The organism is Jiangella mangrovi (genome assembly GCF_014204975.1).
Taxonomy (GTDB): domain Bacteria; phylum Actinomycetota; class Actinomycetes; order Jiangellales; family Jiangellaceae; genus Jiangella; species Jiangella mangrovi.
The window spans coordinates 2758826-2773652 of sequence record NZ_JACHMM010000001.1 but is presented as its reverse complement, the minus strand read 5'-3'; the positions used below and the strand labels follow the sequence as shown (position 1 = coordinate 2773652).

Genomic DNA, 14827 nt, shown 5'->3' with positions numbered 1-14827 from the left:
CATTCCTACACCGCCACCTCGAAGCCGCCGATCCAGCCTTGCATCGACGACATCAGCTCGCCCCACAGCCCCGTGACCAGCAGGACGCCGAGCACGATCAGCATGATGCCGCCGGCCCGCATGACCGCCACCTGGTGCCGTCGCACCCACTGGAACCACCGCGTCGCGCGCTGGTAGGCCAGCGCCGCCACCAGGAACGGCAGGCCCAGCCCCAGGCAGTACGCGAACGACAGCAGCGCGCCTCGGCCCGCGCTGGCCTCGGTGAACGCCAGAGTCTGCACGGCTGCCAGCGTCGGCCCCATGCACGGCGTCCAGCCGAGGCCGAACACCACGCCCAGCAGCGGCGCCCCGGCCAGCCCCACGGCCGGGTTCATCCCGGTATGCCAGTCGCGCGACAGCCCCGGCAGCCAGCCGGCGAACAGCAGGCCCAGGACGATCGTCACGACGCCCATCACCCGCATGATCGTCTCGCCGTGCTCCTGCAGCACGGCCCCCAGGCCGCCGAAGAGCAGCCCGTACGACACGAACACCACGCTGAACCCGAGCACGAACAGCAGCACGCCCAGCAGCAGCCGGCCCCGTCGTCCCGACGCCAGCTCCGCCCCCGACAGCCCGGTGACGTAGCCCAGATAGCCCGGGACCAGCGGCAGCACGCACGGCGACAGGAAGGAGACGAGCCCGGCCAGCGCCGCCACCGGCACGGCCAGTGCCAGCGAACCGGTCAGGACGGTGTCGCCGAAGGAGCTCACGATGTCTCAGCGGTGCCCTCCGCCGCGACCTCGCGGACGATGTCGGTCAGCGTCGTCTCGCCCAGCGGCCCGAGCACGCGCGCGGCGATGCGGCCCTCGCGGTCGATGACCAGCGTGCTCGGGATCGCCGCCGGCGGGATGGTGTCGCGGAAGGCGAGCAGCGCGTCGGACTTGGGGTCGTAGATGCTCGGATAGGTGATGCCGAACTCGTCCTCGAACTGCTGCGGCGCCCGGGTGCCGGGGTCGCGGACGTTGACGCCGACGAACTGCACGCCGTCGGGGCTCAGCGCCTCGTACGCCGACTGCAGGTCCGGCGCCTCCTTGCGGCACGGGGGGCACCACGAGCCCCAGACGTTGAGCACGACGACGTCGCCCACGGCGTCGGCCAGCTGGAACTCACCGCCGTCGAGCAGCTCGCCGCCGAACTCCGGCGCCGTCTGGCGCTCGGCCGGGTCGTAGACGCTGATGGTGCCGTCGCCGGCGATGTAGCCGGCCTGGTTCGCGTTGTCGTTGCGCTCGACCTGGCCGTCGGAGCACCCGGCGAGGACGAGCACGCCCACACCGAGGAGAAGAGCCAGCCGTCGCATCACGCACCCGCCGAGAACGGCTTGCCGATCTGGGGCAGCAGGTCGCCGGCCGGCTCGCTGTAGGCGACGGACACGATGGTCTCGCCGTCGTAGGTGACGGTGGTGAGGCTGGCCAGCGCGCACTCGCGCCGGCGCGGGTCGTGCCACAGGCGCCGGCCCTCGATGAAGCTGCGCACCGTCCAGATGGGCAGCTGGTGCGAGACGAGCAGCGCCTCGTGCCCGGCGGCGTCGCGGCGGGCGTCGTCCATGGCGGCCAGCATGCGCGCGGCGATGTCGCGGTACGGCTCGCCCCACGACGGCTTGAACGGGTTGCGCAGGTTGCGCCAGTGCTTGGGGTGGCGCATGGAGCCGTCGCCGACGCCGAACGTGAGGCCCTCGAAGACGTTGAGCGCCTCGAGAAGGCGGTCGTCGATACGGACGTCGAGCTCCAGCGCATCGGCGACGGGGGCGGCGGTCTCGCGCGCCCGCTCGAGCGGCGAGCTGACCAGCAGCGTGATGTCGCGGTCGGCGACGGACTCGGCCACGCGCTTGGCCATGGCGGTGCCGAGGTCGGACAGGTGGTAGCCCGCGAGGCGGCCGTAGAGCACCTTGGACGGGTTGTGCACCTCGCCGTGGCGGAGCAGGTGCACGCGGGTCAGCTCACTCACTCGCCCTCCCCCTCGGTGTCGACGGCGGCAGCTGCGGCCGCGGCGGCCGGCAGCGCCTGCGCGATGCGGTCGACGGCGCGGCCGTCGTGCGCGGCGCTGACGAACCAGGCCTCGAACGCCGACGGCGGCAGGTACACGCCGGACTCGAGCATGGAGTGGAAGAACGCCCCGAACCGGGCCGTGCTGGTCCGCTTCGCCGTCGCGAAGTCGGTGACCGGGGCGCCGTCGGGTGTGAAGAACACGCTGAACAGGTTGCCCGCGTACTGGACCCGATGCGCTACGCCAGCGGCGGTCAGGGCCTCGCCGACCAGCCCGCCGAGGCGCTGCGCCGTGGCGTCGAGGTGCGCGTAGACCTGCGAGTCGGCCAGCTTCAGCGTCGTCAGCCCGGCCGTGGTCGCGACGGGGTTCCCGGACAGCGTGCCGGCCTGGTAGACGGGGCCGGCGGGGGCCAGCAGCTCCATGACCGCCGCCGAGCCGCCGAACGCCGCCGCCGGGAAGCCGCCGCCCATGACCTTGCCGAACGTCGTGAGGTCCGGGGTGACGCCGTCGAGGCCGTGCCAGCCGGAGCGCGAGACGCGGAACCCCGTCATGACCTCGTCGAGGACCAGCAGTGCGCCGTGCTCGTGCGCGGTGTCGCGGAGGAACGCGTTGAAGCCGTCGGCCGGTGCGACGGCGCCCATGTTGCCCGCGGCGGCCTCGGCGATGACGCAGGCGATCTGCTCGCCGTGCTCGGCGAACGCCGCCTTGACCGCGCCGGTGTCGTTGTACGGCAGCACGAGGGTGTCGCCGGCCGACGCGCCCGTGACGCCCGGGGTGTCCGGCAGGGCGAACGTGGCGACCCCGCTGCCCGCCTGGGCCAGCAGCGCGTCGACATGCCCGTGGTAGTGGCCGGCGAACTTCACGACCTTGGTGCGGCCGGTGGCGCCGCGGGCCAGCCGGATGGCGCTCATGGTCGCCTCGGTGCCGCTGGAGACCAGCCGCACCTGCTCGACGCTGGTGCGGCGCACGATCTCCTCGGCCAGCTCGACCTCGGGCTGTGTGGGGGTGCCGTACGACGTGCCGCGCCCGACCTGCGAGCGGACGGCCTCGACGACCGCCGGGTGGGCGTGGCCGAGGATCATCGGCCCCCACGAGCCGACGAGGTCGAGGTACTCGTTGCCGTCGGCGTCGTAGAGGTACGGGCCGCTGGCGCGCTGCATGAACCTGGGGGTGCCGCCGACGGCGCGGAACGCCCGCACCGGCGAGTTGACTCCGCCGGGCGTGACGGCCCGCGCACGGTCGAACAGCTCCGCACTGCGGGGCACGTCGTCGTTGGTCACCGCGTCATTCTCGCAAGCCGCCCGAGCAGCCCGAACGCCACCCCCGGAGCGTTCGGGCCGCTCGCGCCGCGACCCCCGTCAGCGCAGCAGGTGCGACCCGCGGAAGTCCGCCGTGGACTGCCCGGTCGCCTCGCCCTTGCCGGTGCCCTCGATGGCCGACGTCGTCATGGCGAACGTCAGCGTGGCGTGCGCCGCCGCGTCGGACATCTCGTCCAGCGCCTGCTCCGACAGGTTGGTGATGTCGTCGCACTCCTGGTGGTAGCAGGGGTCGTAGGCCAGGCCCGCCGTGCCGCCGTAGATCGCCGCCTCTTCGGCCGTCTTCACGCCCTCGGCGCCGGTGAACAGGCCGCCGGCCGGGATGCCGGCGGTGATGAACGCGTCGTAGTCCGACCGCCCGTCGAACGCCGTCGGCTCGGTCTCGAGGCCCTGACTGCCGAAGTAGTCGACGAACACGTCCTCGACGACGCCGGACCCGGTGGACCCGAGCGAGGCGGTGTCGGAGGCGTCGCCGTCGTACACGAACCGCACGTAGTTCGGCGAGCCGACCATGTCGAAGTTGAGGTTGACGGCGGTGTTCTTGACCTGCCGCGGGGTGAGCGAGTCGACGTAGAACTGCGAGCCGATCAGCCCGGACTCCTCGGCACCCCACCAGGCGAACACGACCTGGTTGCGCGGCGTGACGTCGAGCGCGGCCAGCTGCAGCGCGATCTCGAGGTTCTGCGCCGAGCCGGAGCCGTTGTCGTTGATGCCCTCGCCGGCGGCGACGGAGTCGAGGTGCGCGCCGACGACGACCTGCCGGTCGCTACGGCCCTCGCCCGTGGTCGCGAGCAGGTTCGCCGTCGGTACGTCGTGGGTGATCAGCGTCGACGTCTCGACGTGCACGGTCACCGGGCCCGCCTGCGTGCGGGCGTACAGGTCCGCGCCGACGGCGAAGCTGGTGCCGATGACCGGGATCGTCGCCTGCGTGTCCGCGCCGAGCGTGCCGGCCAGGGTCTCGGTCCGGCCCTCCTGGCCCTCGTTGAAGATCACGACCGCGTCGTAGCCGGCGCTCTGCGCGTTCTCGGCCTTGACGGTGAAGTCGCAGGTGCCGCGCTGGACGAGCGCCACCTGCGGCTCGGTGGCCGAGGCCGGGACGAAGTCGGCCGGCTCGCAGCCGCTGCTCGACCCGGGCTGGGCCGGCGGCGGGACCAGGATGTCGGTGGTCGGCACCAACGTGCCGGTGACGTCGCCGCTGCCGGAGTACTCCATGGTGAGGAAGTCGTCGGCCTCGGTATAGGTGACGGGCTCGGGCGACACGCGCTCGAAGGCCGGCGCGGCGAGCTCCTCGAACACGTCGAACAGGAACGGCTGCACCGTCGTCTGATAGCCGGCGGCCTCGAGCTGCGCCTTCACGTACTGCAGCGAGGCGTCGTACCCCGGCGTGCCGGACGCCCGGGTGCCGCCGTTGGCGTCGGCGATGTCCTGGAACGCCTCGAGGTGCTCCAGGATGCCGGCCGAGGTGACGGCGTTGCGGAGGTCGGTGCTGTCGGCCGGCTTCGCGGCCGACGCCAGTGGTGCCACGGCGAGGATCAGTGCGCCGGTCGTGCCCAGTGCCCATGCTGCGCTGCGTTTCATGGTCCGCTCCCAGTGACAGAGACATCGTCCTGGTGGCGCCTGCGGACACCCCCGATTGCGGGCACGACGCTACGCCCGACGTCGCGGGCGCGGAACCCCTTCCGGCGCACTGATCCTTTCGTTCTGCGGAGCGCCGCGTCAGCGGCCGACGGCCTCCTCGACCCGCTTGCCGAGGGTCTCGTCGACGCTGCGCCAGTAGGCGTACACCCGCTGCCGCAGCTCGTCGGTCGTCACGTTGCCGACGTGACCGGCGATGTTGCCCACCAGGCGGTCGCGGGCGGCCTCGTCGAGCACCTCGCGGACCAGCGTGCCGGCCTGGCCGAAGTCGTCGTCCTCGGCGTGCAGGGTGGCGGCGGCGCGCACGAGCTCGCCGTCGGACTCCCAGCCCGCGTCGCCGACCAGCGACGGCTCGGCCGCCGGGCCGCCGTGGCTGTTCGGCGCGTAGACGGGACGGTCGGCGGCGGCGAAGTCGAACCGCATGGCGCCGTCCTTGGAGTACGAGTGGACCTCGTTCTTCGGGGCGTTGACCGGCAGCTGGTTGTAGTTGGTGCCGATGCGGTACCGGTGCGCGTCGGCGTAGGAGAAGATGCGCCCGAGCAGCATCTTGTCCGGGCTGGCGGCGATGCCGGGGACGAAGTTGCTCGGCTCGAACGCGGCCTGCTCGATCTGCGCGAAGTAGTTCTCCGGGTTGCGGTCCAGCCGCAGCGAGCCGACCTTGATCAGCGGGTAGTCGCCCTTGGGCCACACCTTGGTGAGGTCGAACGGGTTGAACCGGTAGCTCGCGGCGTCGGCGTACGGCATGACCTGCACGTACACCGTCCACGACGGGTGGTCGGCGCGCTGGATGGCCTCGTAGAGGTCGCGGATGTGGTGGTCGGCGTCCTCACCGGCGATGCGGTCGGCGTCGGCCTGCGTCAGGAACTCGTGACCCTGGTCGGTGCGGAAGTGGTACTTGACCCAGAACCGCTCGCCACCGGCGTTGATCCACTGGTACGTGTGCGAGCCGAAGCCGTCCATGTTGCGCCAGGTGCGCGGCAGGCCGCGGTCGCCCATGAGCCAGGTGACCTGGTGCGCGCTCTCGGGCGACAGCGTCCAGAAGTCCCACTGCATGTCGTGGTTGCGCAGGTTGGAGCCCGGCAGCCGCTTCTGCGAGCGGATGAAGTCGGGGAACTTGATGGTGTCGCGCAGGAAGAAGACCGGGGTGTTGTTGCCGACGATGTCGTAGTTGCCCTCGGTCGAGTAGAACTTCAGCGCGAAGCCGCGCGGGTCGCGCCAGGTGTCGGGGCTGCCCTGCTCGCCGGCGACGGACGAGAAGCGCGCCAGCGCCTCGGTGCGGGCGCCGGGCTGGAACAACGCCGCCTTGGTGAACTGGCTGACGTCCTCGGTGACCTCGAGGACGCCGAACGCGCCGCCGCCCTTGGCGTGCACCACGCGCTCCGGCACGCGCTCGCGGTTGAACTGGGCCAGCTTCTCGACCAGGTAGTGGTCGTGCAGGACGATGGGGCCGTCGGGACCCACCGTCTGGGAGTGGGCGTCGCTGGCCACCGGTGCGCCGGAATTGGTGGTCGTGTGCGGCGTCGAGCTCATGCAGTCTCCTCGTTGGGGGTGGTAGCTGACCGCGAGGTCTCGCGCCAGCGGGGGTGTATCAGCGGCAGTCGGGGCAGAGCCCCCAGAAGGTCACCTCGGCCTCGTCGAGCACGAAGCCGTGCGTGTGTGCCGGCGCCAGGCACGGCGCCTCTCCGGAGCAGTCGACGTCGACGATGACGCCGCAGCCCCGGCAGATCATGTGGTGGTGGTTGTCGCCGACACGCGTCTCGTAGCGCGCGGCGGACCCGGCCGGCTCGATGCGGCGCAGCAGCCTCGCCTCGGTGAGGGCGTGCAGCACGTCGTAGACGGCCTGGGTGGAGACGGCCCCGAGCGAGGACCGGACGTGCTTGGCGACGGTATCGGCGTCGGCGTGCGACTCGCGCTCGAGCGCGACGAGGACGCCCACCCGGGGAGCGGTCACCCGGAGCCCCGCGGCCTGCAGCCGCGCCGCGGCGTCGTCGCGGAGCTGCACGTCGGTGGGCACGAACCGATCCTCGGCCCTTTTCTGGAACGAGTCAAGTAAGCGTCTGAATCCAGACGAAATGTCCGAGTCAGTCGGCTTCGGGCGGGCCCACGTCGGGGTGCCGGCGCAGGTGCACGACGCTGGCCACCAGGCCGCCCCACACGATGACGACGGCCACGATCAGCATGACGACGGCTCCGGCACTCATGCCCGCTCCCTTCCGCCGACGGTCTCGAGTTCGGCGGGGACGAAGGTGTCGCGGCCGCGCCAGGGGAACAGCGACAGCAGCACGCCCAGCACCGCGGCGCCGACCGCGACGCCCCAGCCCGCGGCGAGCAGGAAGCCGTCGGAGTAGCCCGCGTAGTTCTGGTCGAACTCCTGGCGCAGGCTGTCCCAGAGCATCCAGCCGAGCATGACCGGCGTGACCACGCCGAGCGCCACCTGCCACCAGGTGCCGAGCCGGACCGTGGAGGTGAGGTTGGCGTGCGCGCGCAGCGACGGGAGCAGCCGCAGCCCCCAGGCGACGACGACCACGACGACGAAGGCGGCGAGGACGATGCCGTACTGGTTGATGAAGTGGTCGGCGGCGTCGAGGTAGTGCAGCCCCTGGGCGGTCGGGAAGATCAGGATCGACACCAGCGCGATGGCGCCGCCGACCGTCATGACCGCCGGGACGCGGCGCATGCCGGTGCGGTCCTGGGCCGCCGACACGACCACTTGCACAATGCTGATCAGCGACGTGACGCCGGCGATGACCAGCGACGCGAAGAACAGCACGCCGAACAGCCCGGCACCGCTGGTCAGTGTCGAGATGATCTGCGGGAAGGCGATGAACGCGAGCCCGACGCCCGACTGCGCCACCTCGTCGACGGCGACACCCGCGGACGCCGCCATGAAGCCCAGCGTGGCGAACACCCCGATGCCGGCCAGGATCTCGAACGAGCTGTTCGCGAACCCCGCCACCAGCGCGGAGCCGGTGAGGTCGGACCGGCGGTGCAGGTGCGAAGCGTAGGTGATCATGATGCCGAACCCGACCGACAGCGAGAAGAAGATCTGGCCGTACGCGGCGACCCACACGCTGCCGTCGGTGATGGCGCCCCAGTCGGGCGAGAACAACGCGTCGAGGCCCTGCGCCGCCCCGTCGAGGAAGAGCGCCCGAACCACCAGCACGAGGAACAGCGCGACCAGCAGCGGGATGAACACCCGGTTGGCCCGCTCGATGCCGCGACGCACGCCCAGCGCGAGTACCACCAGCACGAACGCCCAGACCGCGACGAGAGGCCACAGAACGCCGGAGACGTACGACGTGATGGCACCCGGCTCGCCGACCTCGAGGAACTCGCCCAGCAGGAACGCCTCGGGGTCGTCGCCCCAGTCCTGGCCGACCGAGAAGCCCATGTACCGGACCGCCCAGGCGATGATGACGGCGTAGTAGGCGGCGATGACCACGCAGATGCCGACCTGCCACCAACCGAGGACGGTGGCCCGCCGGTGGATGCGCCGGAAGGCGAGCGGCGGCGAGCCGTGGTAGCGGTGGCCGATGGCGTACTCGAGTACCAGCAGCGGGATTCCCGCGGTCAGCAGCGCCACCAGGTACGGCAGCAGGAAGGCGCCGCCGCCGTTGTCGTAGGCGACGTAGGGGAACCGCCAGATGTTGCCCAGGCCGACCGCCGAACCGATCGCCGCGAGCAGGAAACCGGCGCGGGTGCCCCATTGCTCCCGTTCGTGCTGCATGTCCCTCCTCGGACCACTTGTAACAGCCGACCTTACCGGCTGGGTCCGACAGGGTGAAGATCAGCGGGCGGCGCGCAACCAGTGGGCGGCCTCGACCGCCCAGTAGGAGAGGACGATGTCGGCACCCGCGCGCCGGATCGACGTCAGCGTCTCGAGGACGGCCTTGTCGCGGTCGATCCAGCCGCGTTCGGCGGCGGCCTGGATCATCGCGTACTCGCCGGAGATCTGGTACGCCGCGACGGGAACGTCGACGAGGTCGCGGACCCGGGCCACCACGTCGAGGTAGGACATGGCCGGCTTGACCATGACCATGTCGGCGCCCTCGTCGATGTCGAGGGCGGTCTCGCGCAGCGCCTCGAGGCCGTTGGCGTGGTCCTGCTGGTAGGTCTTGCGGTCGCCGGTCAGCGACGACTCGACGGCCTCGCGGAACGGGCCGTAGAAGGCCGAGGAGTACTTGGCCGCGTACGCCAGGATCGCGACGTCGGTGTGGCCGGCGGCGTCGAGTGCCGTCCGCGCGGCCGCGACCTGGCCGTCCATCATGCCGCTGGGCCCGACCACGTGGACACCGGCGTCGGCCTGGGCGACCGCCATGCGGCCGTAGACCTCGAGCGTGGCGTCGTTGTCGACGGTGCCGTCGGGCGCCAGCACGCCGCAGTGGCCGTGGTCGGTGAACTCGTCGAGGCAGAGGTCGGCCATGACGACGGTGGCGTCGCCCACCTCGGCGACGACCTCGCGGATGGCGGCATTGAGCGGCCCCTTGGGATCGACGCCGCCGGAGCCCACGGCGTCCTTCCGCTCCGGGATGGCGAACAGCATGAGCCCGCCGACGCCGGCCTCGACCGCCTCGAGCGACGCCTTGCGCAGCGACTCCATGGTGTGCTGCACGACGCCCGGCATGGACGCGATGGGCCGCGGCTCCGTGGCGCCCTCGCGGACGAACATCGGCAGCACGAGGTGCCGCGGCTCGAGCGACGTCTCGGCGACCAGCCGCCGCATGGCTGGCGTACGGCGCAACCGCCGCGGCCGGATCTCCGGGTACCCCATGCTGCTCGTCCCCCTACTGGGCGTTCTTGCGCCGCGCGGACGCCCGGCGGCGCTGCGACGGCTTGAGCACCGGCTCGCCGGCCTCGACCATGGCCAGCCGCCGCGACAGCCCGAACTGCGCGAGCGCCTCGGCCAGCGCCTCGACCGACGGCTCAGGCGCCAGGACGTCGACCCGAAGGCCGTGCTCCTCGGCGGTCTTCGCGGTCTGCGGGCCGATGCAGGCGACGACGGTGGACGCGTGCGGCTTGCCGGCGATGCCGACGAGGTTGCGCACCGTCGAGGACGACGTGAAAGCGACGGCGTCGAACTTGCCGGTCTTGATGGCGTCGCGGGTCTCGGCGGGCGGCGGCGCGGCGCGCACCGTGCGGTACGCCGTGACGTCGTCGACCTCCCAGCCCATGTCGGTCAGTCCGGCGGCCAGCGTCTCGGTCGCGATGTCGGCGCGCGGCAGGAACACCCGGTTGATCGGGTCGAGCACCTCGTCGTAGGGCGGCCAGTCGTTCAGCAGCCCGACGGCGGACTGCTCGCCCGACGGGACGAGGTCGGGCTCGATGCCCCACGAGCGCAGCGCGTCGGCGGTCTTCTCGCCGACGGCGGCGACCTTCAGCCCGGACAGCGCGCGGGCGTCGAGGCCGTACGCCGTGAGCTTCTCCTTGACCGCACGCAGCGCGTTGACCGAGGTGAACGCGATCCACTCGTAGCGGCCCTCGACCATGCCGCGAACGGCCTTGTCGATCTGCTGCGGGTTGCGCGGCGGCTCGACGGAGATGGTCGGGACCTCTTCGGGCACCGCACCCGAGCGACGCAGCGCCACGGACAGCTGGCCGGCCTGCTCCTTGGTGCGCGGCACCAGGACCCGCCAGCCGAACAGCGCCTTGGTCTCGAACCACGAGAGCGTGTCGCGGTGCTCGATGGTGTCGCCGACGATGACGACGAACGGCCCCTCGACCTTCGCCGCGCGGGCGTCGGCGGCCACCGAGGCCAGCGTCGACACGACGGTCTGCTGCTCGACGGTGCTGCCCGAGGTGACGACGGCGACCGGCGTGGACGGCACCCGGCCGGCGTCGACGAGCGCCTCGGCGAGGTGGCCGAGCTGCTCGGTGACCCCGGTCAGGAGGACGGTGTCGGCCGTACAGGACTTGAGGTCGATCTTGCCGCCGACGTCGAAGATCTCGACGCTGCGGCGGCGGCCGGTGACCAGCGGGATGCCGGCGTACGCGGCCACGGAGGTCGCCGTGGCGACGCCCGCGACCACCTCGAACGGGACGCCGGCCTTGGCGCAGGCGAGCGCCTCGTCGGCGCCGGTGGCGTGGGTGAACGGGTCGCCGCCGAGCAGTCGCACGACTCGCCGGCCCCCCTTGGCGGCCTGGACCAGACGGCGCCCACGCACCGCCGGGGTCAGGGTGACGCCTTCGTCGTCGATGCTGACGTCGACGACCTCGATGATGCTGGGCGCGTAGGCGAGCATCGCGCGGTGCGCCGGCTCGTCGATGACGACGACGTCGGCCCCTCCGAGCACCTCGACCGCCCGTAGTGTGAGCAGCCCCGGATCGCCGGGACCGGCGCCGACGAACGCGACGCCACCTTCATCGGTGCGCTGCTTCGCACCTCGCGGAGTGGTCACGACTCTATTCCTCCTTCGACGCCGGTCCGCCGGCGTCGACGACTGCCCCGGCCCCGTCGGCGAGAAGCTCGAGCGCGAGGTCGCGCCCGATCTGCTCCGCCCCCCCGAGGGGTCCGGTGGCTGACTTGCGGATACTCAGCGAGCCGTCGCGTGAAGCCACGACGGCCCGGATGTACAGCTCGAGGCCGTCTTCACCCTCTGCCGCCTCAGCGTAGGCGCCCACGGGCGCCGTACAACCGGCCTCGAGCACGGCGAGGAGGGTCCGTTCAGCGGTGACCGCCGCCCTGGTGGCGGCGTCGTCGAGCGCGCCGAGCGCCTCGACCAGCGAGGTGTCGGCGCGACGGCACTCGATCGCGAGGGCGCCCTGGCCCGGCGCGGGGAGCACCTGCATGGGATCGAGCACCTCGGTGACGGAGTCGAGGCGGCCCAGCCGGGAGAGCCCGGCCCGGGCCAGCACGACGGCGTCGAGCGTGCCGTCGGCGACCTTGCCCAGCCGGGTGTCGACGTTGCCCCGCAGACCGACGATCTCGATGCCCAGGCCCAGCGCGTGCAGCTGCGCCTCGCGCCGCGGCGACCCGGTGCCGACCCGCGCCCCGGCGGGGAGGTCGGACAGCTTGAGGCCGTCGCGGGCGCACAACGCGTCGCGCGGGTCCTCGCGCTCCGGGACGGCGGCCACGACGAGGTCGTCGGCCGGGGTCGTCGGGAGGTCCTTGAGGGAGTGGGCGGCGAGGTCGACGCGGCCGTCGAGCAGCGCCTCGCGCAGTGCCGTCACGAAGACGCCGGTGCCGCCGATCTGGGCCAGTGGCGCCGTCGACACGTCGCCCTTGGTGGTGATCTGGACCAGCTCGACGTCGTGGCCGAGCGCCTGCAGCCGCTGCTGCACGTAGCGCGCCTGGACCATGGCGAGGGCGCTGCCCCGCGTGCCCAGCCGCAGCGGCGTGGTCGATGCCGCGGTCATGGCGCCACCGTCCCGTCGGGCTTGGCGACCGCGTCGATGGAGCGGCGGTCGAGGGCGAACAGCTCGCGCAGCGCGGCCTCGTAGGTGGCGCCGTCGGGCTGGGCGGCCAGTTCCTTGACCCGCACCGTCGGCTGGTGCAGCAGCTTGTCGACGACGCGGCGGACGGTGCGCGCGACCTCGGCGCGGGTGCGCTCGTCGAGGTCGGGCAGCCGGCCGGCCATGCGGGTGAGCTCGGCATCGACGACGTCGTCGGCCATGCTGCGCAGCGCGACGACGGTGGGCGCCACCTGGGCGGCCCGGCGCGCGGTGGCGAACGCGGCGACCTCGTCGGTGACGATGGAACGGACGGCGGAGACGTCGTCGGCCATGGTGCGAGCGTCGGCGACGTCGTCGTCGGCGGCCACGCTGAGGCGGGCGAGGTCGGCCAGGACCACGCCGGGAAGGTCGGCCACGCCGGCGTCGACGTCGCGCGGGAGGGCGAGGTCCACGATGCCCAGCGGCCGGCCGCCGCGGCGCGCCACGGCGGCTTCGACGAGGTCGTAGGGCAGCACGACGCCGGCCGCGCCGGTGCACGAGACCACGATGTCGACGGTGCGCAGCGCCGCTGGGAGGTCGGTCATGGCGACGGCGACGCCGCCGATGGCCTCGGCGACGCGGGCGCCGTTCTCAGGAGTGCGGTTGGCGACGACGACCTCGACGCCTTCGCGCTGCAGCGTGGCCGCGGCCAGCGAGGCCATGGACCCGGCGCCGACCACCAGGGCCGACGTGCCGGGCAGCAGCTCGCGCCAGGACGCGCCGCCGACCTGGCCGGACGACCAGCCCTCGGCCGCGACCGCCGGCAGCACCCGGGCCAGGCCCAGCGTGACCAGCGAGCGGCCGGCGGCGTCGATGCCGGTCTCGGCGTGCGCGCGCTTGCCGACCCGCAGCGCGTTCTGGAAGAGCTCGGTGAGCACTCGCCCGGTGGCGCCGGACGTCTGCGCGAGCCGGAACGCGTCGCGGACCTGGCCGAGGATCTGCGTCTCGCCGACGACCATGGAGTCGAGGCCGCTGACGACGTGGAACAGGTGCGAGACCGCGCGGTCGCCGTAGTGCACGTAGAGGTACGGCGTCAGCAGCTCGATGGGTGCGCCGGTGTACAGCGACAGCAGCGCGCTGGCCTCTTCGATGCCGCCGTGGAACGTGGCGGTGTCCATGTACAGCTCGAGCCGGTTACACGTCGCGATGACGACGGCCTCGGCGATCTGGTCCGACGACGGGACCTCGTCGAGCAGCTTCCCGACGGCGGCGCGGTCGAGCGCGACGCTCTCGAGCACCTCGACGGGGGCGCTGCGGTGCGACACCCCGATGGCGAGCACGCTCATCCGTTCACCGCCTCGGCCAGCTCGGCCGCCTGCTCGGCGGTCAGGGCCAGCGCGGCGCCGTTCTTGCGCTGCTCGTGGTAAGCGAGGATCTGCAGTTCGGTGGAGAGGTCGACCTTGCGGAGGTCGACGCCCTCGGGCACCTGCACGATGGCCGGTGCGAAGTTGAGGATGCTGGTGACGCCGGCGGCGACGAGGCGGTCGCAGACCAGCTGCGCGGCCCGGGCCGGCGTGGCGACGACGCCGATGGCGATGCCGAGGTCCTGGACGATCTGCTCGAGCTCGTCGGCGTGGCGGACGTTGAGGCCGGCCACCTCTTCGCCCAGGCGGCTGGGGTCGGCGTCGACCAGCGCCGCGATGCGGAACCCGCGGGACGCGAACCCGCCGTAGTTGGCCAGCGCGTGGCCGAGGTTGCCGATGCCGACGATGACGACGGCCCAGTCCTGGGTCAGGCCGATCTCGCGGGTGATCTGGTGGCGCAGGAAGTCGACCTCGTAGCCGACGCCGCGGGTGCCGTAGGAACCCAGGTAGGAGAGGTCCTTGCGCAGCTTGGCGGAGTTGACCCCGGCCGACGCGGCCAGCTCTTCGGAGGAGACCGTGGCGACGCCGCGCTCGGCGAGATTGGTGAGCGCACGCAGGTAGAGCGGCAACCGCGCGACCGTCGCCTCCGGCACGCCGCGCGGCGGTGCTGCGGCTGGTGTCGGTGTGGACGACGGACGGCTGTTTCGGGTCACGACACTCCCCGGTCGGCCGGCGCGGAAGGCGACATCCGGGGGCCGGGTGACGGACCCGAACCGGCAGGCTTTACGATGCGCCCCAGCCTAGACGCTTGTGAACGTATGCACAAAGTTGCTGTTCCGGCGTGGATGTTCTATAAGGCGCCGGTCAGAGCCCGGCGCAGCCGGTCGGCGTCGACCCGCCAGAAGTCGTGCTGAGCACCGTCGACGAACGTGACGGGGATCTGCTCGCCGTAGCGCTTCTCGAGCTCGGGGTCGCCGACGATGCTGCGTTCCTCCCAGCCGACGCCGAGCTCGGCGCAGACCGCGTCGACCACTGCACGTGCATCGTCGCAGAGGTGGCAGCCGGGCTTCCCGAGCAGCAGGACGCGCGCTCCGGGACCCTGATTCACGTCGGTCACGGAGT

The 14827-nt window shown here is 72.3% G+C and carries 15 protein-coding genes; all 15 read right to left on the bottom strand.

Translation table 11 applies throughout. The annotated features are described in order from the left end of the window. Positions 1–5: 5 nt before the first annotated feature. On the bottom strand, positions 6–752 hold the full coding sequence (locus HD601_RS12935) for a cytochrome c biogenesis CcdA family protein (protein ID WP_425503481.1): 747 nt from the start codon (positions 750–752) through the stop codon (positions 6–8). Beyond that, entirely contained in the window at positions 746–1309 is a 564-nt protein-coding gene (locus tag HD601_RS12930; RefSeq protein WP_221440905.1) for a redoxin domain-containing protein, read from the bottom strand. Before HD601_RS12930 ends, HD601_RS12935 begins: the two co-directional genes overlap by 7 nt. A gap of 26 nt (positions 1310–1335) precedes the next feature. Further along, positions 1336–1983, bottom strand: a complete 648-nt coding sequence (locus HD601_RS12925; RefSeq protein WP_221440904.1) for a histidine phosphatase family protein — start codon at positions 1981–1983, stop codon at positions 1336–1338. Beyond that, complete coding sequence (hemL, locus tag HD601_RS12920; RefSeq protein ID WP_184822453.1) at positions 1980–3302, bottom strand: glutamate-1-semialdehyde 2,1-aminomutase; 1323 nt, start codon at positions 3300–3302, stop codon at positions 1980–1982. The genes HD601_RS12925 and hemL overlap by 4 nt, the downstream gene beginning before the upstream one ends. 78 nt (positions 3303–3380) lie before the next feature. Further along, positions 3381–4916, bottom strand: a complete 1536-nt coding sequence (locus HD601_RS12915; protein WP_184822451.1) for a M28 family peptidase — start codon at positions 4914–4916, stop codon at positions 3381–3383. Positions 4917–5054: 138 nt separating this feature from the next. Next, a complete protein-coding gene (locus HD601_RS12910) occupies positions 5055–6503 on the bottom strand; it encodes a catalase (RefSeq protein ID WP_184822449.1) in 1449 nt (482 codons plus the stop codon). Positions 6504–6561: 58 nt separating this feature from the next. Continuing rightward, entirely contained in the window at positions 6562–6987 is a 426-nt protein-coding gene (locus HD601_RS12905; protein ID WP_343076406.1) for a Fur family transcriptional regulator, read from the bottom strand. A gap of 67 nt (positions 6988–7054) precedes the next feature. Next, on the bottom strand, positions 7055–7174 hold the full coding sequence (locus tag HD601_RS12900) for a methionine/alanine import family NSS transporter small subunit (protein WP_184822447.1): 120 nt from the start codon (positions 7172–7174) through the stop codon (positions 7055–7057). Continuing rightward, a complete protein-coding gene (locus HD601_RS12895; RefSeq protein ID WP_184822444.1) occupies positions 7171–8700 on the bottom strand; it encodes a sodium-dependent transporter in 1530 nt (509 codons plus the stop codon). Before HD601_RS12895 ends, HD601_RS12900 begins: the two co-directional genes overlap by 4 nt. A gap of 60 nt (positions 8701–8760) precedes the next feature. Next, positions 8761–9744: a porphobilinogen synthase gene (gene hemB, locus HD601_RS12890; protein WP_184822443.1), complete on the bottom strand. Its 984-nt coding sequence runs from the start codon at positions 9742–9744 to the stop codon at positions 8761–8763. A gap of 13 nt (positions 9745–9757) precedes the next feature. Continuing rightward, positions 9758–11368 (bottom strand): uroporphyrinogen-III synthase, encoded by a 1611-nt coding sequence (locus HD601_RS35660; protein ID WP_184822441.1) that lies wholly within the window; start codon positions 11366–11368, stop codon positions 9758–9760. Between the two features lie 4 nt (positions 11369–11372). Continuing rightward, on the bottom strand, positions 11373–12326 hold the full coding sequence (hemC, locus tag HD601_RS12880) for a hydroxymethylbilane synthase (RefSeq protein WP_184822439.1): 954 nt from the start codon (positions 12324–12326) through the stop codon (positions 11373–11375). Next, positions 12323–13687: a glutamyl-tRNA reductase gene (locus HD601_RS12875; RefSeq protein WP_184822437.1), complete on the bottom strand. Its 1365-nt coding sequence runs from the start codon at positions 13685–13687 to the stop codon at positions 12323–12325. Before HD601_RS12875 ends, hemC begins: the two co-directional genes overlap by 4 nt. After that, a complete protein-coding gene (locus tag HD601_RS12870; protein ID WP_131987134.1) occupies positions 13684–14418 on the bottom strand; it encodes a redox-sensing transcriptional repressor Rex in 735 nt (244 codons plus the stop codon). Before HD601_RS12870 ends, HD601_RS12875 begins: the two co-directional genes overlap by 4 nt. A 137-nt stretch (positions 14419–14555) precedes the next feature. Continuing rightward, entirely contained in the window at positions 14556–14822 is a 267-nt protein-coding gene (locus HD601_RS12865) for a glutaredoxin family protein (RefSeq protein WP_221440903.1), read from the bottom strand. Positions 14823–14827 lie beyond the last annotated feature (5 nt).

Excerpts from the sequence above, each read along its gene's own strand:
- HD601_RS12875 (WP_184822437.1), bottom strand. The coding sequence starts at position 13,687 with ATGAGCGTGCTCGCCATCGGGGTGTCGCACCGCAGCGCCCCCGTCGAG.
- HD601_RS12900 (WP_184822447.1), bottom strand. The coding sequence starts at position 7,174 with ATGAGTGCCGGAGCCGTCGTCATGCTGATCGTGGCCGTCGTCATCGTG.
- HD601_RS12895 (WP_184822444.1), bottom strand. The coding sequence starts at position 8,700 with ATGCAGCACGAACGGGAGCAATGGGGCACCCGCGCCGGTTTCCTGCTC.
- hemC (WP_184822439.1), bottom strand. The coding sequence starts at position 12,326 with ATGACCGCGGCATCGACCACGCCGCTGCGGCTGGGCACGCGGGGCAGC.
- HD601_RS12915 (WP_184822451.1), bottom strand. The coding sequence starts at position 4,916 with ATGAAACGCAGCGCAGCATGGGCACTGGGCACGACCGGCGCACTGATC.
- HD601_RS12910 (WP_184822449.1), bottom strand. The coding sequence starts at position 6,503 with ATGAGCTCGACGCCGCACACGACCACCAATTCCGGCGCACCGGTGGCC.
- hemB (WP_184822443.1), bottom strand. The coding sequence starts at position 9,744 with ATGGGGTACCCGGAGATCCGGCCGCGGCGGTTGCGCCGTACGCCAGCC.